The sequence below is a fragment of the Dyella kyungheensis genome (assembly GCF_016905005.1).
GTDB classification, from domain to species: Bacteria; Pseudomonadota; Gammaproteobacteria; order Xanthomonadales; family Rhodanobacteraceae; genus Dyella; species Dyella kyungheensis.
The window spans coordinates 22,606-41,241 of the sequence record NZ_JADIKC010000012.1; the positions used below are offsets into that span (position 1 = coordinate 22,606).

At 65.0% G+C, this 18,636-nt stretch carries 15 protein-coding genes; 8 read left to right on the forward strand and 7 right to left on the reverse strand.

Translation table 11 applies throughout. The features are described 5' to 3' along the window. Nucleotides 1-3: 3 nt before the first annotated feature. Together ISP20_RS19960 and ISP20_RS19965 are read right to left on the reverse strand one after the other, a co-directional pair. Complete coding sequence (locus ISP20_RS19960; protein ID WP_204637904.1) at nt 4-300, reverse strand: cupin domain-containing protein; 297 nt, start codon at nt 298-300, stop codon at nt 4-6. Nucleotides 301-304: 4 nt separating this feature from the next. Then, nucleotides 305-1,225 (reverse strand): DMT family transporter, encoded by a 921-nt coding sequence (locus ISP20_RS19965; protein ID WP_204637906.1) that lies wholly within the window; start codon nt 1,223-1,225, stop codon nt 305-307. Nucleotides 1,226-1,334: 109 nt separating this feature from the next. Here ISP20_RS19965 and ISP20_RS19970 point away from each other — a divergent pair, with 109 nt between their 5' ends. Beyond that, entirely contained in the window at nt 1,335-1,844 is a 510-nt protein-coding gene (locus ISP20_RS19970) for an Lrp/AsnC family transcriptional regulator (RefSeq protein WP_204637908.1), read from the forward strand. Nucleotides 1,845-1,881: 37 nt separating this feature from the next. Further along, nucleotides 1,882-3,333, forward strand: a complete 1,452-nt coding sequence (locus tag ISP20_RS19975) for a sensor domain-containing protein (protein WP_239536213.1) — start codon at nt 1,882-1,884, stop codon at nt 3,331-3,333. Between the two features lie 262 nt (nt 3,334-3,595). On the opposite strand, the gene ISP20_RS19980 is transcribed toward ISP20_RS19975, so the two are convergent. From ISP20_RS19980 to glk, 5 genes are all read right to left on the reverse strand, one after another. Next, nucleotides 3,596-4,669, reverse strand: a complete 1,074-nt coding sequence (locus ISP20_RS19980; protein WP_204637909.1) for an acyltransferase family protein — start codon at nt 4,667-4,669, stop codon at nt 3,596-3,598. Then, the gene (locus tag ISP20_RS19985; protein ID WP_204638007.1) at nt 4,666-6,966 is read right to left on the reverse strand and encodes a family 20 glycosylhydrolase; all 2,301 of its coding nucleotides are present in this window, start codon (nt 6,964-6,966) and stop codon (nt 4,666-4,668) included. The genes ISP20_RS19980 and ISP20_RS19985 overlap by 4 nt, the downstream gene beginning before the upstream one ends. Before the next feature lie 21 nt (nt 6,967-6,987). Next, nucleotides 6,988-8,919: a glycoside hydrolase family 9 protein gene (locus ISP20_RS19990; RefSeq protein WP_204637910.1), complete on the reverse strand. Its 1,932-nt coding sequence runs from the start codon at nt 8,917-8,919 to the stop codon at nt 6,988-6,990. A 101-nt stretch (nt 8,920-9,020) separates the two neighbouring features. Continuing rightward, nucleotides 9,021-11,813 (reverse strand): TonB-dependent receptor, encoded by a 2,793-nt coding sequence (locus ISP20_RS19995; RefSeq protein WP_204637911.1) that lies wholly within the window; start codon nt 11,811-11,813, stop codon nt 9,021-9,023. A 134-nt stretch (nt 11,814-11,947) separates the two neighbouring features. Continuing rightward, entirely contained in the window at nt 11,948-12,988 is a 1,041-nt protein-coding gene (glk, locus tag ISP20_RS20000; protein ID WP_204637912.1) for a glucokinase, read from the reverse strand. A 621-nt stretch (nt 12,989-13,609) separates the two neighbouring features. Here glk and pxpB point away from each other — a divergent pair. Genes pxpB through pcp form a run of 6 tightly spaced genes read left to right on the forward strand, consistent with a single transcriptional unit; the run spans nt 13,610 to nt 18,440 of the window. Next, a complete protein-coding gene (gene pxpB, locus ISP20_RS20005; protein ID WP_204637913.1) occupies nt 13,610-14,326 on the forward strand; it encodes a 5-oxoprolinase subunit PxpB in 717 nt (238 codons plus the stop codon). Next, nucleotides 14,323-15,306 carry a 5-oxoprolinase/urea amidolyase family protein gene (locus ISP20_RS20010; RefSeq protein ID WP_204637914.1) on the forward strand — a complete coding sequence of 328 codons (984 nt, stop codon included), beginning with the start codon at nt 14,323-14,325 and terminating at the stop codon, nt 15,304-15,306. The genes pxpB and ISP20_RS20010 overlap by 4 nt, the downstream gene beginning before the upstream one ends. Further along, a complete protein-coding gene (locus ISP20_RS20015; protein ID WP_204637915.1) occupies nt 15,303-16,094 on the forward strand; it encodes a LamB/YcsF family protein in 792 nt (263 codons plus the stop codon). Before ISP20_RS20010 ends, ISP20_RS20015 begins: the two co-directional genes overlap by 4 nt. Beyond that, on the forward strand, nt 16,091-16,786 hold the full coding sequence (locus ISP20_RS20020) for a DUF969 domain-containing protein (RefSeq protein ID WP_204637916.1): 696 nt from the start codon (nt 16,091-16,093) through the stop codon (nt 16,784-16,786). The genes ISP20_RS20015 and ISP20_RS20020 overlap by 4 nt, the downstream gene beginning before the upstream one ends. A gap of 2 nt (nt 16,787-16,788) precedes the next feature. After that, on the forward strand, nt 16,789-17,757 hold the full coding sequence (locus ISP20_RS20025; protein WP_204637917.1) for a 5-oxoproline transporter, DUF979 family subunit: 969 nt from the start codon (nt 16,789-16,791) through the stop codon (nt 17,755-17,757). Between the two features lie 29 nt (nt 17,758-17,786). Then, complete coding sequence (pcp, locus tag ISP20_RS20030; RefSeq protein WP_204637918.1) at nt 17,787-18,440, forward strand: pyroglutamyl-peptidase I; 654 nt, start codon at nt 17,787-17,789, stop codon at nt 18,438-18,440. The last annotated feature ends 196 nt before the right edge of the window (nt 18,441-18,636 follow it).

Genomic DNA, 18,636 nt, shown 5'->3' on the forward strand with positions numbered 1-18,636 from the left:
CGATCAGGTGTCGATGATCAACAGCGTACCGCGACTGCCGCCCTCCACGCTGTGCGGCAGCCCTGCCGGAACCACGTACAACTCGCCCGCCTGCACAGGCAGCACCTGGCCGCGAATGCCAAGCAGCATCACGCCATCGAGCACGAGCAGGGCTTCGTCGTACTCGTGGACTTCTTCCGGGTAAGCCGCATCGTCCATGCGCAGCAGCTTCAGGCGTGCATCGCCGAACCGGGCCAGCACGCTCGACGACCACGCTTCCGGCAACTGTGCGGCAACGTCGACCAGACGGATCGGCATCATGGGCTCAGTGCTGCTTGGCTGGCGAGCCGACGACCGGCGCAGGCGACGCGGCGCGGCGACGTGCATTGGCAAGCACCACGCCACCGACGGTGATCACGCCACCCACCAGGGTAAGCAGCGTCGGCCGTTCGCCCAGCCAGACCCAGCCGATCAACACGGCGATGGGCGGCGAGAAATAGATGAAGCTGCTCACCTGCGAGGCTGGGGCGCGCTGCAACGCGGCGTTCCATGCGATGTAGCCGACGAAGGTGGGAGCGATGCCCAGCCACAGCAGCGCGCCGATGTGCGACGCCTGCGCGTGCATCAGCGCCTGCGGCAGATGCAGGCCAAACGGCAGGGCGGCCAACGTGCCGGCAAAGAAGGTGAAACCGGTGACGCCCAGCATGCTGTTGCGGGTGAACAACGGCTTCTGGAACACGAAGAAGATCGAGCAGGCCACCACGCTCACCAACACCAGCGCAGCCATCGGTTCGATCTTCACATCCTTGCCGCTGGTGAGCACCACCAGCACCACGCCGACCAGCGCGATGGCCAGACCGGTCAGCGTGCGCGGCGACAACCGCTCACGCAGCCAGATGGCCGACAGGGCGGCCGTCGTCGCGGGTACCAGTGAGATCAGGATCGCCGCGGTGCCGCTGGCCACGCGGGTTTCGGCCGTGTTGAGGCACAAGTGGTACACGGTGAGGCCGATCACGCCGAGCAGCGTCAGTTGTGGCCAGTCGCGGCGCGCCGGCAGCGGCACCTTCTTCACCAGCAACAGAAGAGCGAAACACAGCGAGCCGATGGCCAGGCGCGCCAGCGCCACTTCGCCGGGGGTGAACGATGCCAGCGCATAGGCGATCGCCGCATAGGCCGACGACCAGGTGAGCAGGGCAATACCGATGAAAGCGAGCGCGCGCCCGTCGAGGCGATCCGGGGTAGGCATGGGAACGGTTTTCCGGTGGGGAATGTTGCGCATCGTAAGATCCGGCGCGTTTCGCTTGAATGATGAATCAGCGTAGGATGCAGATGTTTCGCCAACGATCGAAATGTCCATGAACGCACTCACCTTTGAATCGAAACCGATTTGGGACGCTACGGATTGGCTGCTGCTGGAGGCCCTCCAGCACGATGCCCGCCTGGGTTACGCCGAGCTGGGACGCAAGGTGAAACTGTCCGCACCGGCCGTGGCCGAGCGGGTGAAGCGGCTGGAGGAAGCCGGCGTGATCTCCGGTTACCGGGCCGTGGTGAACCCGCGCAAGCTCGGTTACGAGATCGACGCGATGATCCGCCTGCGCTGCGATGGCGGCATCTGCGCCCGCGTGGGCGTGCTGGTGGCGGACATCCCGGAAGTGCTCGATTGCCGTCGCCTGGCCGGCGAGGACTCGGCCCTGCTGCGGGTGGTGGCGATGTCCATCCAGCATCTGGAAACCGTGCTGGACCGCCTGCTGAAGATCCATCCCAGCATCAGCACCACCACCCTGGTGGTCCTGCAGACGCCGCACGAGAACCGGCCGCTCACCCGCACCATGTGGAATGCTGCGCGGGCACTGTTCGACGACTGATCTTCGTTTCCAGGCCAGACGCGCAAGCCATCTCGGCATGCATCTTGCCTCACTGGGGGATACCGTCAGCATCGAGCCAGCCGTAGCCGTCCAGACGCCCATGGAAACCGCCCTGCTCAACAAGATCATGGATCTGATGTGGGACGCCATCTGTGTCGTGGACACGGAGGGGCGCTATGTTTTCGTCAGCGCCTCGTACGAGCGCATCTTCGGCTACACGCCGGAGGAAGTGCTGGGCCGGCGGATGATCGAACTGGTGCATCCGGACGACCGCGAAACCACCATGGCGGTGGCGGCGGCGATCATGGAGGGCCAGCCGCAGTCGCACTTCCAGAACCGCTACATCCGCAAGGACGGCTCGGTGGTGCACATCATGTGGTCGGCGCGCTGGTCCGAGGCCGACCAGGTGCGCATTGCGGTGGCGCGCGACATCACCGCGCTCAAACGCGCCGAATCGATGACCGCGGCGCTGCACGCCATTTCCGAAGCGGCGCACATGGCAGACAACCTGCCGGCGCTGTATGGAGAAATCCATCGCATCGTGGGTACGCTGCTGCCGGCGAACAATTTCTTCGTGGCGCTATACAACCCGTTGCACGGCGAGTTGAGCTTTCCCTACTTCGTCGACGAACGCGACAGCGCGCCGCCCACGCAGAGCCTCGATGCCGGCTCGCTGACCGCACAGCTCATCCGCAGCGGGCAGGCCTTGCTGGTTACACCGGGCGCGCCGTCCGATCCATCGCTGCCCGTGATCGGCAGTGATGCGCTGCACTGGCTGGGCGTACCGTTGTGCTCGCAGGGCTGCACGGTTGGTGCACTGGTGGTGCAGAGTTACGACGATGCCACGCGCTACACCGAGAGCGATAAGGAACTGCTGCAGTTCGTGTCCACCCAGGTGGCCGCCGCCATCGAGCGCAAGCAGGCGGAAGCCCGGCTTCACCATATTGCGCGCCACGATCCGCTCACCGATCTGGCCAACCGCGACCTGTTCCACCAGCAATTCGAGGCAGCGCTGGAGAACGTGTCGCGCTTCGGCGGCAATCTCGCGTTGCTTTATATCGACCTGGACAAGTTCAAGCAGGTGAACGACCGCTACGGTCACCACACCGGCGACCTGCTGTTGTGCGAAGTGGCGCAGCGCATCCGTGGCCACCTGCGCGAAGGCGATGTGGTGGGCCGCATGGGTGGCGACGAATTCGTGGTGCTGCTGTGCCGGCTGCAATCGGTGGCCGACAGCGTCCAGGTGGCGGAAAAACTGCGGGCCGCGATCAACCGGCCATTCGAGCTGGCCGACCGCACATTGCACGCATCGACCAGCGTGGGCGTAGCGACCTATCCGCTGCATGGGCACTCGTCGCGCGACCTCACCCGTGCGGCCGACGCGGCGATGTACCAGGTCAAGCAAGATGGCGGCAATCGCGTGCGCGTGGCGATGCCTGCCGATCAGGCTGAGGACGGCGAGCGCTCTGGCTCGGGTTCACCGCACTGAGATGCCCTAGAGCAGCCGGCTATCTGGTGTGGGAGCGCACCCTGTGCGCGACAACCTGACGGAGCGAGGACGGCGAGGCGCCTGTCGCGCACAGGGTGCGCTCCCACAGAGGGCGTCTTCGTTTTTTGGGTACTTGATCCGCTGCTGCTAACTGTGGGAGCGCACTTGTGCGCGACAACCTGACGGAGCGGCGCACCGGACGTTGCTGTCGCGCGCAAGCGCGCTCCCACAAAAAAGAAAACGTCGGCACGCGCCCGCCAGTTCAAAGCTTGAGGTAGATCTTCTTTCGATCCATGGCGTAGACGATCACCCACCAGAACGCCACGAACGCAACGGCAAACGCGACCGAGGCCACGTACGGGCCGGCAACCGGCGTGATCCAGCGACCGAAGGTGTACTGGTAAAACGGCTCGAGGATGCCCAGACCCAGCAGCAGGATCTGCATCAGCTCGGAACCCGCATAGGCCGCCACAGCATTCACGCCAAAGCGTCGCCCGATGGCCGGCCAACCGCGCTGGTCGATCAGCACGTGGAACAGCAGCAGCGCAAGCGTCGCCCAACCGGCCGTCCACAGCACGAACGACGAGCTCCAGAGATTCTTGTTGAACGGGAATACCAGCGACCAGGCGAAGCCCAGCAGCAACCACGCGATGCCGGACAGCGCCAGCGCCTTGATGTTCTTCTCGCGCAACCACTGGCCGGCACGCACGCCGAGCAGGCTGGTGGCGAGCGAGGGCAGACATCCGAGCAGCCCTTCCGGATCATGACCGAGACCGCTCACCGGATCGATCTGGTAGACGGTACGACCGAAGACGGCGAAGTCAGTGCGACTGACGATATTGACGAAGGGTTCCAGCGAACCTCCCGCCAACAGCAACACCCAATACCCCAACAGCAGCACGGCGATGGTGATCCATTGCAGACGCGGCCTGGTGTAGATCGCGAACGCCGCCGCTCCCGCGAAACACACGCCGATGCGCTGCAACACACCAGGGAAACGCAGATGCGCCTGCGGCATGATCCACCACGCCAGCAGATTGATCGCAACGCCCAGCAGCAGGATACGCAGGCCGCGCATCAACGCCGCGCGCATCAGCAGCCCCTTGTCGCCGCCCTGCTCCACCCGTGGACCGACGGCGAGCGCAATGGACACGCCCACCACGAACAGGAAGAACGGGAACACCAGGTCGGTCGGCGTGCAACCGTGCCACTGGGCGTGCTCCAGCGGCCAGTACACGTGATCCCAGTCGCCCGGATCGTTGACCAGCAACATCAGGGCGACGGTGCACCCGCGCAACGCATCGACCGAAGCCAGGCGACGAAGCGCGGTACTCATGGTGCCGGTTTGTCGGCCGGCACCAGCGTCACCGCGCCTACGCCGTAGATGGGTCCGGTGATCGGCGAGGTGAACACCAGACACAGGTCATGCGTGCCCGCCTGTTTGGCCAGGTCGCCCTTGAGGGTGAACGTCGCCGGCTGATCGGTAGGCAACGGCAGCGAGGCAAGTTGTTTGCCCTTGCAGCTGTCCATGCGCACCACCAGTTCTCCCTGCGGCGTGGCCGACGGGTACGCCTTCACCAGCTTGGCCTCATGCGCCAGCGCGTAGTTGCGCGGCAAGCTGGCGGTCTCCACCCGAATGGCGGCGATGCCGTCCAGCTTGGCCGCGCGATACAGGCGGCAGTTGTCGAACACATTGATCAGATACGTGGGCGCCATGCTGGTGGCATCGGGCGTGGGCTGCACGCGCAGGCGGAAGTCGCTGCCCGGACAATTCTCCAGCTCGCCGGTGCTGCGCGTGCGCAGCGACGGAAGATCGAGCACGCGCGTGCGTGCCTCAGCCAGCGGCGTGCCATCGGCGGCCAGCGCCACGGCCTTGATCGTGGTGGGCAGCTTCACCGTGAAGGGACGCACGTACAGCGGCGAAGACGCATCCGGTTCGCGGCCGTCGGTGGTGTAGTGCAGGCTGCCGACTTTGGCCTGGTTCGACAACTTCACGTTGGCCTGCCCGCTGCTGATGGCGACATTGCGGTCCGTGTCGATGGACGCAGCGAACGCACTGTCGGCGTATGCGATGTCCTGCACGCGATAGCGCGCCAACTGGGACGGCATGCGGTCGAGGAAGCCGCGCCAGTCGTGTTCCTTCGTCGGCGTCCAGGCCGCTTCGGACAACGCCGCTATGCGCGGGAACACGTTGTGCTGAACATGCCGCATGGTCGGCATATGCTCGGTCCACAGGTTGGCCTGCATGCCGAGCACGTGTTTCGCCTGTGCCGCGCTCAGCGCCTTCGGTACCGCCTCGAAGTCGTAATAGCTCTGCAGCGACATCGACGGCAGGCGGCCGGTGGTCTCGTCCGGGAGATCGCTCTGCATCTGGTCGAGATACAGCTGCGGCGCCGGCGACAGTACCACGTCGTGACCCAGCTTCGCCGCATCGATGGCACCCTGCGTGCCACGCCACGACATCACCGTGGCGCTCGCGGGCACGCCGCCTTCGAGGATTTCATCCCAGCCGATCAGGCGGCGATCGTGGGCAGCGAGGTACGTCCCCATCTGATCGATGAACCAGCTCTGCATCGCATCTTCGCTCTTGATGCCGAGCGCCTTCATGCGCGCCTGCACAGCGGCGGAAGCCTTCCACTGGTCTTTCACCGCTTCATCGCCGCCCACATGGATATAGGTGGACGGGAACAACGCCATCACTTCGTCGAGCACGTTCTGCAGGAACTGCAAGGTGTGATCGTCGACGTTGTAGAGGTAGGGATTCACGCCCCAGTCCACCGACACCGGCGGTCGCGTGCCGGTGACGCCCAGTTCCGGATACGAGGCCACCGCTGCCTGCGCATGGCCAGGCATGTCGATCTCCGGTACCACCGTGATATGACGTTCGGCGGCATAGGCCACGATGGCCTTGATGTCGTCCTGCGTATAGAAGCCGCCGTAGCGCGCCGGCTGCGGTTGCTTGCCGACCGTGGGCGGCGTACGCCAGGCACCGATGCGGGTGAGTTCGGGATAGCGCTTGATCTCGATGCGCCAGCCCTGGTCGTCCGTGAGATGCCAATGCAGCGTGTTGAGTTTGTGCTGCGCCATCTGGTCGATGACGCTGCGCACTTCGACCGGCGTCCAGAAATGACGCGCGGAGTCCAGCATCATGCCGCGCCAGGCAAAGCGCGGTTCGTCGCGGATATGCACCGGCTCCACGCGCACATCGCCGCTTCCTTGCGATGGGGTGAGCAGCTGCCATGCGGTGACGGCGCCGTAGAACAGACCGGCTTCGTCGCGCGCGGTGATGCGGATACCCTGCGGCGTCACGTCCAGCGCATAGCCTTCCGCGTTGGCGACGGGCGCCTGCGGATCGCGCTTCAGCACGATGGCGCCGTCGTCGGGCACACCCGTTTTCACGGCGAGCTGCAAGTGGCGGGTATGCGCCGTGAGCGAGGCGAGGTACTCGGCCGTGCGGCGAGCATCCGCGTCGCCGCTGTCGACCACGATGGGCGTCTGCGCCGTGACCGTGAACCCTTGGCCATTGACGCTCAATTGCGCCGGCATCGGGATCAGGTTCACGGGCGTGGCGCCGTGGGCAAAGGCGGTGAGCCCACACAGGGCTATGGCCAACACACAAGAAGTTTTCTTCATCATTCGTCTCATCATGCGACGTCAATCATGGGGAAGGCTGATGGCGAACAGATACCACGCATCGTGCGGTATCCACTGTTCGGTCCAGCGCCAGTCTTCATCCTTGCCGGTCTGAGCGTAACCGAGATCGAAGGCGATGCCCTCGTCGTCGGTCAGGCCCGAAGTGATGCCGTTGATGATCGCGCCCGGCGCATTGGTGTAGGCGTACGAGTCGAAGAACATGTACGGCGCGTTGTTGTGGCCGCTGCCCATCAGCATGCTGCTGTCGTACGGATTGCGGCCGAGGATCCAGTGCAGCTGGTTCCATGCATAGGCCTGCAATTTCGTTCGGAAAGCCTGGGCGCCGGCGCCGGTGTAAAGTGGCGCGGCCATGCGTGCTGCTGCGGCCAGTGAGGCGATGCGTGCATTCTCGCCCTGCCACCACGGCGCCGCTTCGGTGTCGTGCGGGAAGAAGAATGCGGTACGCACGCGACCATCGCCACCACGCACGAGTTGTCGCGCATAGCCGAACGGATTGCTGACCTCGCCGGTGACGGCCAGCTCGGCTTCGAGAGAGCGCTTCACCACCTCGCGCACCTTTGCCTGGCGCTTCGCATCGGCGATACCGGCGTACTCCACCAACGCGACGACCGGCAGGCCGGCGTCCGAGGGATGGAAGAACGGACGCGTGCCATCGTCCGCGCGCCAGTAGTCGCGGTGGCCGTCATGCGTGATCAGACGCGCGAGCAAGCGATCCGCCCGTGCGTCCGCGGCCTTGCGCCACGCCTCGTCATGGGTGGTGCGGTACAGCTCCACCGCGGCGAGCAGGGCGCAATAGTCGTCGGTGATGTTGTCCTTGCCGTCGTTGGTCAGCTCGCGGTTGTGAGCATCGAGGAAGCGGTAGGCATCCTCGGCGGCCTTGAGATAATCCTTGGCGGTGAAATCGCCGTCCACGCCCGTGCGCGCGGCGAGCGCGAGCGCGGCGATGGCCATGCCGCCACCGGCGCGGAAGCTCGCCTCGTAGGCATGCGGGCCGTGTGCCGGCTGGTCGACGTGTTCGGTGTGATCGCCCGGCTTCAGCTTGATCTGCGTGCGCCAGTTCGGATCGCCGATGCGCCGGTCCTGCGGCAGCTTGCCGGCACCGGGCGCATCGATGGATTGATAGAACGAGCCGTCCGGGCGCTTGTCGCGCACCAGGAAATCGGCGCCGAACAAACCTTCGTCGAGCAGGCGACGGTCGTACTCGCGAAAATTCTTGTCGTTGCGCGCTTCCAGCTGTTGCCAGGTGCGCAACAGGCTCCAGGCGGCGAGCGGCAACTGCTGGGTGTTGAAGTAGCTGGTCGGATTCTGGTGCGACAGGTGGATGCCGTAGTCGCCCGTGGCGTCGTACCAGCCACCGTGGATATCGAGCGTGCCCGGCGTGCCGTCGGGATGCGCAAGATGGGTATCGGCCTTGTCCAGCAAGCCGCTGGCCCGTTGGCCCTTGAAGTAGTAGACGACGTTGGAGAGCGTGTTTCGCTCGAGCACGTTGTCCTGGATGTCGAACACGGATGAACGCAGATCTTTTGTGGGAGCGCACTGGTGCGCGACATTCCCACGTGGCGAAGGCGACGCGGCGTTGCTGTCGCGCACCAGTGCGCTCCCACAAGGTTGCGTCTTATCCTGGCTGGTCTGCGTTACGTCCACGTAGTAGCGGCCGGGCGTACGCACGCTGCTGAAGTCGGCCAATGCGTAACTGCCGTTCCACCGCGCAATACCCGCCGAGGCGGAAAGCGTGCCCTCGAACACCACGTTGCCGGTATCGGCATTCACCAGCCGAAACGACGGCGGCGATGCGCTCACGACATCCATCACGATGGCCTGCTTGACTGCGTCGGTGTCGTAACCGACCTGGTCCACCAGCACCTTCCCTCCCGACGCCAGCGCACCGGGCGCAACCAGCACCGCGACGATCATCGCAAGACATTGCTTCATGCCATCGGCTCCCGCAGGTTCTTGGAACGACGTTCGAGACCCCGAAGAAAAATCGGGCCCGGCAAGTGTGCCGGGCCCGTTGGCGGGGAGGAAGCCTTAAGTTAGATCTTGAAGCGAAGGTTCACGTAGTACTGGCGTCCGTTCACGTAGAACGCGTAAGGCTGCTTGCCGATTTCCGGCTTGACCGTGTAGTACTTCAGCTTCGGGTTGTTGAGGTTCATGGCGTCCAGGGTGAGCGACATCCACGAGTTGATGTTGTAACCGAACGAGGCCGCCAGGTTGCCGATGCCATCCTGGTAGAACGTGTCGGTACGGCTCACGCCGGCATAGAACGACGAGCGGTAGGTGTAGCTGATGCGGGCGTTGAACATCTGGTTCTCGAAGTAACCGGAGACGTTGAACGTGTTCTTCGAGGTACCCTGCAACGGCTTGCCGTCTTCCGCCGAACCGCTGGCGTAGGTGTAGTTGGTCTGCACGCCGAAGTAGTCGCCGATCGGCTGGATGTAGTTCAACTCCACGCCCTTCACGTGACCGTCGACGTTGGTCGGCACGCTGACCTGGTACGTCGCGAACACATCACGGCCTTGGTTCGTGCTGGCCTGCTGGTCCTTGAACTGGATGTTCTGGTTACCGAAGTTGATGTAATCGCTCAGCTGCATGTCGTACACGCCGGCCGAGACCAGGCCGCGCGGGGCGAAATACCACTCCAGCGCTGCGTCGAAGTTGGTCGAGATGAGCGGCTTCAGCTGCGGATTGCCACCGGTGCCGGTGTGCGTGAGGTCATCCAGCGAGTACGAACCGGCCAGCGCCGAGTAGTCCGGACGGGTCATGGTCTGCGAGGCGGCGAAGCGTGCCAGCAGGTCGTCGGTCAGGTTGAACTTGAAGTTGAAGCTCGGCAGCAGCTTGTCGTAGCTGTGCTTGTAGGTGTTGGCGTAGTAGTCGCCGAACGCGGAACCGGTGATCGGACCGGCCACGGTGTAGTTGGACACCGCGCTCGAGTTGTAGTTGATGTCTTCCTTGGTATAGACGTAACGGAAGCCGGCATTCGCACTCCAGCGTTCGCCGGAGAAGTTCGCCTGCAGGTAGGCCGCCGTGTCCTTCTCGTTGACCTTGTAGATGTTCTGCCAGTTGAAACGGGTCACCGGATCGCGGTTGGTATACTGCGCATTGAACGCGGCAAGATCACCCGGGCTGTAGTACCAGGCCGGACCAGGGCCGTTCACGCCTAGATCGCTGTTGAAGCTGCCCGGATAGTTCTTCCAACTGGTCGGATAGTTGGCCGGATTCTGCCAGTCGCCGGTGGGGCCCTGACCGATGTCGGTCTTGTTCTCACGCGTGTGGTCGGAATAGCGAATACCGAAGTCGAGCGTGCTCAGCGAGATCGGCGAGCTGTCGAACGCATATTCGCCGTCGGCCTGGAAGAAGTTTTCCTTGTCCTTAACGTGGATGTCCTGGTCGCCGAAGATCCAGCCAAAGGACGGCATGATGCCCGACGGCGTGGTGTTGTCGCCGCCCACCGACCAGTTGGTTGGCTTGCCGGTGCCGCGCATGTTCCAGCTGGCACCGGCATTGTTGGCAAAGCCCAGTTCGCTGACGTTCTGCTCGTCGCTGTTGCCCTTGCCTTCAGTGGTGCCGACCTGACCGGTGAAGGTCAGGTGGTCGGTGGCGCGCCATTCGGCATCGAGCGTGGTGAACGCGGAAGACGAAGAAGCGCCCGGACGTGAGATCTGGTCATACACACCATAAGGCGTATCTGTGGTGCCTGCGGGCGGCGGCGCAAACGTCGCATTAGTCAGCACGTTGCCCTTGACCTGATAGCCCGGCTGCAAACCCAAGCCGCGCCCGACGAACTGACTGGTCCACAGCATGTAGTTGCGGTTGAAGTTGTCCGCTTCCAGCTTCGAGTAGAAGCTGTTGAGGTTCAACGTCAGGTTGTCGAGCGGCTTCCACTCGATGTCGACGGTGCCGCCCTTGCGGGTGCGCGTCTGCGTGAACAGCGTTTGGCCGATCAGGTTCGGGTAGTACACGCCGTTCAGATCGGGATGGTCGATGGCGATCTGATTCGGCGTGGGGCCCTGATTGGTGAGCTGGTTGTAGCCACCCACGATTTCCTGGCCGTCGCGCTGCAGGCTGCGCTTTTCATAGAAGCCCTGCACCATCACACCGAAGCTATTGTCGTTGTTCTTCCAGTTCACCAAGCCGTTGAACTGCGGCTTCGTGTTGCTCGGCAGATCGGAGTACACGCCACCGACCGAGGCCTGCGCGGTGAACGGCTTGGCGAACTCCAGCGGCTTGCGCGTGGTGATGTCGACGGTGCCGGCGCTGCCGCCTTCCTGCAGCTTGGCTTCGGAGGTCTTGTGCACGACCACTTCGCTGACGATTTCCGATGGCAGCAGGCTGTAGCTCACGCTACGGCCGACGGTCTGCACCTGGCTCAGCACGAACCAGTCGCCGGTGCCCACGGTGTGACCGTTGACGAGCGTCTGCGTCATGCTCGGGTTGGTGCCACGCAGGCTCACGCGATCGTTTTCGTCGAAGCCGCCTTCGCTGGCGCTGGACGAGCTGATGTTGATGCCGGGCAGGCGCTGCAGCGTGTCGGCCACGTTCTTGGCCGGCAGCTTGCCGATGTCTTCGGCGGTGATCACTTCGATATGCGAGTCGGCAGCCTTCTTCAGGTTCAGCGATTCGGCTTCCGAATCGCGGATACCGACCACGGTGACCGTGCCAAGCTCTTTGGCCTTGGCCCTGTCGGCGGCGGTCTGGGCTGCAGTGTCCTGGCCCGACGCGGCCGGGCCGGACTGCGGCGCAGGCGTGTTGTCGGCGGCATAGAGCGAACCGGACAGACAGAGTCCGGCGATGATGCTGGCGGATAGCAGAGTCTTGCGGTGTGACATGGTGTCCTCCCCTCGAAGGCGTTTTCTGCAGCGGATGTTGTGGGTCGTCCGGCTGCGGCGTGGCTGTCTGGGCGTGTGCCCGGTTCAGTGCAACGGTGTGGTGCTAAGTCGGTGTTTCGGTTTTCCCGCGGTCTTTACGTGCGTCCGTCCAGGTACAAGCCGGCCGCACCGATCACACCGTGCTGGCCGTGCTCCATCAGTCGTACGGGAACCTGTTGCAGGAAGGCGCGCATCACGCCCTTGTTGAAAAAGCGCTGGCGGAAACTGCTGGCAAGCAACACTTCGCGGATCTGCGGAAGAATCCCCCCGGCCAGGAACACCCCGCCGCGCGCGCCGTACAGCAGGCACAGGTCGCCCACGAAGCTGCCGAGCAAACCGCAGAACACATCCAGGGCTTCCACGGCCGCCTCGTCGCTGCGCTCCAGCGCCGACTGCGTCACCTGACTCGGCAACGTGAGCACCGGTGCCTGGCCGCGCAGCGTGCACAGCGCGCGATAGAGGTTGAGCAAGCCGGGACCCGACAGCGCGTGTTCGAACGACACATAGGCGCGATCGCGCGACAGCGTGCGAAGAATCTCGATCTCGCGTTCGTTGCCCGGCGCCAGCGCGATCTGGCCCGCTTCGGTGGCCAGCACGGTGGCGTGCGGCTTGCCCGGCAACAGCACCGCCGAACCCAGGCCGGTGCCCGGACCCATCACCAGCACCGGACCGTCGGCGGGCGGTGCCTCGCTTTCGATCACCGCGGTGGTGTCGGCCTGGCTGAGGAACTGGGTGGCATAGGCCACCGCTTCGAAATCGTTGACGACCGCGAGTTGCTCGATGCCCAGGCTGTCGCGGATATCGCGGATGGAGACCGGCCAGGGCAGGTTGTCGTTGACGATGGCGTCGCCCAGCACATAGCCGGCACTGGCGACCGCGCAGCGATTGACGTGCACGCTGTGATCGAGTTGGCCCACGAAGTCCTGCAGCACGGCAGTGAGGCTCGGCCAGTCCGCACACGCATAGCGGTGGTACTGCAGCACCGTCACCGGACGCGTGCCGTCCGGATCGCGGCTGACCAGCCCGATGCGAGCGTGCGTTCCTCCGACATCGGCAGCGAGAAACATGGCTTCTTGCGCCAAGAACTCACGTGCGCTGTGGGTGATCCCTTCGATCACTTGCGATTCCCTCGTCATCCTGATGTCACGTTCTTGTGAACCGACCCTCTTTGACCGGAGTCTGGGTAATGGTTGACAACGTTGTCAACAATCCGCCGCGAAGTTCGCGGAGAGACCTATGCGGCAGGGCAACATCCACCCTGAACCGGTCCCGCCAGACCCCTCCAATACACCCGTACAAGTACATATTGATCAATGGTTTATCGGTATTTTTTAGCGATTGGAAAGGTTTCTCGCATTGCGCCATGACGGCCCCCGTGAAGCCTGACTCAGACGGGCCATTTCCGACTCAAAATGGGGGGATTCCCGGCCTCGTTTTGGTTGTCGCGGCAGTTGAAACCGCATCCATTTGACAACGTTGCGAAGCAGGCGGATCGCAGGAGCGCACGACGCAAGTTCCCGGAACCGGCACTCGTCCGGCACATGAAGCTGCGCCACGCGCATCGCAAAGGCGTGCGATAGCACGGTGATTTTCAGTGCGGCCTTGCGATCGTCGCCGCCGATTCAACGCCGCTCCGAAACTGTCGCGGTGCAAGTCGGCAAACCCGGTCTGTTCTGCAACACTTCGCGGGTGACTCATCCCCGCCCACGAAACGCACGTCTGTCGATGCCCTCCAGCGAGTTCGGGAAGCCGTGCGCGTGACCTTTGCACTGGCCGACCTACCGATCGAAGCACTGGCCGAGGACGCGTGGCTGTTGCGCTTTGGCGACAGGATCGACGCCGCCGTGAACGACCGCGTGCACGCCGCCGCCGCGCGATTGCAGGCGAATCTTGGCGGCGTGGAATGCGTGCCGGCCTATGCCAGCCTGTTGCTGCGTTTCGATGTGGCGCAATGGCTGGGCGACGATGGCCGCTTCAGCGCCGAGCGCCTGCGCGCAGCGATCGCTGCGGCGTGGGATGCGGGCTCATTGACCGGGAAGACGCCGCGCGAAGTGAGCATCCCCGTCTGCTATGGCGGCGATGCGGGCGCGGATCTGCACGAAGTCGCGGCGCATGCGGGCATGTCGGCAGACGAGGTGGTCAGGCGCCATGTAGCGGCGCTCTATCGCGTCGCCATGCTGGGTTTTGCGCCGGGATTCCCCTATCTGCTGGGCCTAGACCACGCGCTCGCCGTGCCGCGCCGAAGCCATCCGCGCATCCGCGTGCCCGCCGGCAGCGTTGCCATCGGCGGGCAGCAGACGGGCATCTACCCGCAGGCGCTGCCCGGCGGCTGGCATCTGATTGGCCGCACGCCGGTGTGCCTGTTCGATCTCGCCGCCGCCTCGCCTTCCCTGCTCCAGCCGGGCGACCACGTGCGCTTCCGCGCCATCGACGAACGCGAGTACGAACGGCTTGCCGCGAGTGCAGGACTGTGAGCATCGAGGTCATCAAGCCCGGATTGCTCACCAGCCTGCAGGATGCGGGGCGTCGCGGTTATGCCCAACTCGGGTTGGGCCGCGCCGGCGCGGTGGACGAACCCTCCATGCAGCTGGCCAATGCCCTGGTCGGCAACGCGGGCGACGAAGCGGTGCTGGAGATCACGCTGGCCGGACCCACCCTGCGCTTTCAGCAGGACGCCGTGGTGGCGTTGACCGGCGGGCTTATCGAAGGTCGCGTGGAGGGCCAGGCGCTGCCCGCGTGGACCTCCTGTTTCCTTCCTGCCGGCAGCGTGCTTCGCCTGGGCGGCATGCGTCATGGTTGCCGCAGCTATCTGGCCGTGCGCGGCGGTTTCGACTGCACGCCGGTGCTGGGTAGCCGCAGCACCGACCTGCATGCGGGCGTGGGCCCGCTGCAAGGCAAGGCCGTGCAGGCCGGCGACATGCTCGCCATCGGCGAACACGCTGCCGCCCCCTGGTTCCAGTCCACGCAGGGCATGCAAGCGCTGCGCTGGGGACTCGATCCGCAACCGTGGCTCGACTATGAGCGCGCACCGCTCGCGCTGCTGCGCGGCCATCATGCGGATGCGCTGGACGAGGCCTCGCAACGCGCGCTGTTCTCACAGCGCTTCATGCTCAGCAAGGACAGCAACCGCACCGGCTGCCGTCTGGATGGCGCCCCGCTGCAGCTGCGCCAGTCGCTGGAATTGATCTCCGAAGCGACCTTGCCCGGCACCCTGCAACTGCCACCCTCCGGCCAGCCCATCCTGTTGCTGGCCGAAGCGCCGGTGACCGGCGGCTATCCGCGCATCGGCCAACTCGCCGCGGTGGATCTGCCGCGTCTCGCGCAGCGGCGGCCGGGCGATACCGTATCCTTCCGCGAGACCACCCTGGACGAGGCCTTGCAACGCCTCGGCGAACGGGAGGCCGCGCTGCGACGCCTGCTACAACGCATCGAACAACGTCTGGAATCCGCATGAAGAGTGCCACCGCCAAGACCATCGACATCAACAGCGACCTGGGCGAATCCTATGGCGCGTGGCGCATGGGCGACGACGCCGCGCTGCTGGCCATCGTCAGCTCCGCCAATATCGCCTGCGGTTTCCACGGCGGCGATCCGGACATCATGCGCGGCACCGTGGCGCTGGCCGTGCAGCATGACGTGGCGATCGGTGCGCATGTCTCGCTGCCCGACCTGCAAGGCTTCGGTCGACGCGAGATGGTGGTGACGCCGAACGAAGCCTACGCCATGACGCTTTATCAGATCGGCGCGCTGCAGGCCTTCGCGCAGGCGGCGGGCACGCGCCTGTGCCACGTGAAGCCGCACGGCGCGCTGTACAACATGGCGGCACGCGACGCGAAACTGGCCGCGGCGATTGCCCGTGCCGTGCGCGATTTCGATCCGTCGTTGCGCTTGTTCGGATTGGCCAACTCAGCGCTGATCGATGCCGGCATCGCCGCCGGCATTCCGGTCGCTGCCGAAGCCTTTGCGGATCGCCGCTACCGATCCGACGGCTCGCTGCAGCCCCGACGCGAGCCCGATGCGGTGATCCAGGAAAGCGACGAGGCGATCGCGCAGGCCATGGCGATGGCCCGCGAAGGCCAGGTTCGCGCGGTCGACGGCAGTATCGTCGTGCTGCAGGCCGACACCTTGTGCGTGCACGGCGACGGCGAGCACGCCGTCGCCTTCGCCCGCCAGCTGCGCGCAGCGCTGGAGGCCGCCGGCATCGCCATCGCCGCCCCGCACGCCACGGAGGCGCGCGCATGAATTACTGGCCGCTGCTCGGCGTCGCGGTCATCGTCATCGGCTTTGCACTGCGCTTCAATGCGGTTCCCGTGGTGGTTTGTGCGGCGCTGGTCAGCGGCTTGCTGGCCGGCCTGCATCCACCCGAGCTGCTCGCGCTGCTGGGCAAGAGCTTCGTGTCCTCGCGCATGCTGATGCTGTTCGTGCTCACCCTGCCCGCCATCGGGCTGCTCGAACACGCCGGCTTGCGCGAGCATGCGCAGCAATGGATGGCGCGATTGCGCGGCATGACGCTGGCGCGGCTGCTGATCGGTTATCTGCTGGTGCGCGAAGTGCTCGCCATGTTCGGTCTCACCGGCGTGGCCGGCGCCGCGCAGACCGTGCGTCCCTTGCTCGCGCCGATGAGCGAAGCGGCTGCCGAGAAGATCCATCCGGGTTTGAACGACGCCGAGCGCGACGAAGTGCGCGCCGTCGCTGCCGCCACCGACAACATCGGCCGCTTCTTCGGCGAGGACGTGTTCATCGCGCTGGGAGCGGTGCTGTTGATCCAGGGCTTCTATGCGCAGCACGGCATCGACCTCTCGCCGTTGTCGATTGCCCTGTGGGCACTGCCCACCGCCATCGTCGCCTTTGTGATCCAGTCGGTGCGCGTGTGGCTGTTCCAGCGCCGCCTGCAACGACGCGCGCAAGCCAGCCGTCGCGAGCAGGAAGCCTGAGCATGCTGCGTATCGAATATGCGTACTGGCTGATTGCCGCCTTCCTGTTCTACACCGCATGGCGCAATGCGCGCGACCGCCAGCTGGCGCGCGCGACATTCTGGGCCCTGCTCGGCCTGCTCTTCGTCGGCGGCGACGCCGTGTTGGCGCAGCAGAAGGCCGGCAACGCGCTGCCGTCGCAGATCGCCGGCTGCATGGTCATTGCACTGGCACTGCTTGCGCCCCGCCTGCGACGCCAGGCGCATCCGGAAACCGCGAGCGCTTCCGCGCGGCTTGCCTCGGCTATCCGCCTTGGCCACAAGCTGTTCGTGCCGGCCTTGCTGATTCCGCTGGTGACCTTGCTGGTCGCCTTGGTGGGAGAACATCTCTCGATCGGCGGCCACGCGCTGTTCGCCAAGCCGCAGATGACCTTGACCGGACTCGCACTCGCCTGCGTCATTGCAGTATTTGCCGCTGCGCGCGTGGCGCAGGCGCCGCTTCATCAAGGCCTGTCGGAAGGTCGCCGCCTGCTCGATGCCATCGGCTGGGCGGCGCTGTTGCCGCTGCTGCTGGCCGCGCTGGGCGAAGTGTTCACGCAGAGCGGCGTCGGCGCCGCCATTTCGGCATTGGCACAGATGATCCTGCCGGAAGGCAATGCCTTCCTCTGCCTGCTGGTGTTCGCGCTGGGCATGGTGTTGTTCACCGTGATCATGGGCAATGCGTTTGCCGCGTTCCCGGTGATGATGGCCGGCATCGGCCTGCCGCTGCTGGTGCATCGCTACGGTGCGAGCCCGGCCATCCTGGGTTCCATGGGCATGCTGTGTGGCTATTGCGGCACGCTGCTCACGCCGATGGCCGCCGACTACAACCTGGTGCCGGCCGCCTTGCTGGAACTGCGCAACCCTTACGGCGTGATCCGCGCGCAGGCATGGAGCGCCGCCGGCATCTTCGTCGCCACCTTCCTGATCATGTGGGCGCTGGTGTTCCGCTGACCGCGCCGCACGACCCGAGCATTGCAACCATGACTTCCCAACCGCGCATCCTCCTGACCGGCTTCACTCCCTTCGGCAACGAGGACATCAACCCCTCGTGGGAGGCGGTGCGCGAACTCGACGGCAAGCACATCGGCGGTCATCGCGTGGTAACACGCCTGCTGCCGACCATCTTCGCCGACTCGCAACGCGAGCTGGCGCTGGCCGTGGATGAGGTCGAGCCAGCCATCCTGCTTGGCGTGGGCCAGGCCGGTGGACGCAGTCGCGTCTCGCTGGAACGCGTGGCGATCAATGTGCAGGACGCGCGCATTGCGGACAACGCGGGCGCACAGCCCATCGACGCAGCCATCGTCGCCGACGGCCCTGCCGCTTACTTCAGCACGCTGCCGATCAAGTCGATGCTGAAGGCCTTGCTCGCCGAAGGCCTGCCGGCCGAAGTGTCGAACACCGCGGGCACGTTCGTATGCAACCACGTGGCCTACCTGATGCTGCATCTGGCCGCGCAACACCATCACCTGCGGGCGGGCTTCATCCATATCCCTTACCTGCCTTCGCAGGCCGCTCGTTTTCCGAATGCGCCGAGCATGAGCCAACACGATGTGGTTCGCGCGCTGTCCATCGCACTGCGCGTGGCTGCCACGCAGCACACCGACGAGCGCTTCGGCGCCGGTACGCTCGACTAAGCACAACGCACCAGGGCAACGCCGCCCGCCCGTCATTCCGGCGCAGGCCGGAATCCAGTAGCGGTGCATCGCGATTTTCGCGACACAAAAGACGAAGACCTCACTGCCAGCGCGATAACCGGAACGGACCGCTACTGGATTCCGGCCTGCGCCGGAATGACGAATCCGCGCATAAAAAGAGGGCCTGGCAAGACGC

Bases quoted from the DNA above. Each gene is read 5' to 3' on its own strand.
- ISP20_RS19960 (WP_204637904.1), bottom strand. From the start codon at position 300: ATGATGCCGATCCGTCTGGTCGACGTTGCCGCACAGTTGCCGGAAGCG.
- ISP20_RS19965 (WP_204637906.1), bottom strand. From the start codon at position 1,225: ATGCCTACCCCGGATCGCCTCGACGGGCGCGCGCTCGCTTTCATCGGT.
- ISP20_RS19970 (WP_204637908.1), top strand. From the start codon at position 1,335: ATGAACGCACTCACCTTTGAATCGAAACCGATTTGGGACGCTACGGAT.
- ISP20_RS19975 (WP_239536213.1), top strand. From the start codon at position 1,882: ATGCATCTTGCCTCACTGGGGGATACCGTCAGCATCGAGCCAGCCGTA.
- ISP20_RS19980 (WP_204637909.1), bottom strand. From the start codon at position 4,669: ATGAGTACCGCGCTTCGTCGCCTGGCTTCGGTCGATGCGTTGCGCGGG.
- ISP20_RS19985 (WP_204638007.1), bottom strand. From the start codon at position 6,966: ATGAAGAAAACTTCTTGTGTGTTGGCCATAGCCCTGTGTGGGCTCACC.
- ISP20_RS19990 (WP_204637910.1), bottom strand. From the start codon at position 8,919: ATGAAGCAATGTCTTGCGATGATCGTCGCGGTGCTGGTTGCGCCCGGT.
- ISP20_RS19995 (WP_204637911.1), bottom strand. From the start codon at position 11,813: ATGTCACACCGCAAGACTCTGCTATCCGCCAGCATCATCGCCGGACTC.
- glk (WP_204637912.1), bottom strand. From the start codon at position 12,988: ATGACGAGGGAATCGCAAGTGATCGAAGGGATCACCCACAGCGCACGT.
- ISP20_RS20015 (WP_204637915.1), top strand. From the start codon at position 15,303: ATGAAGAGTGCCACCGCCAAGACCATCGACATCAACAGCGACCTGGGC.
- ISP20_RS20020 (WP_204637916.1), top strand. From the start codon at position 16,091: ATGAATTACTGGCCGCTGCTCGGCGTCGCGGTCATCGTCATCGGCTTT.
- ISP20_RS20025 (WP_204637917.1), top strand. From the start codon at position 16,789: ATGCTGCGTATCGAATATGCGTACTGGCTGATTGCCGCCTTCCTGTTC.
- pcp (WP_204637918.1), top strand. From the start codon at position 17,787: ATGACTTCCCAACCGCGCATCCTCCTGACCGGCTTCACTCCCTTCGGC.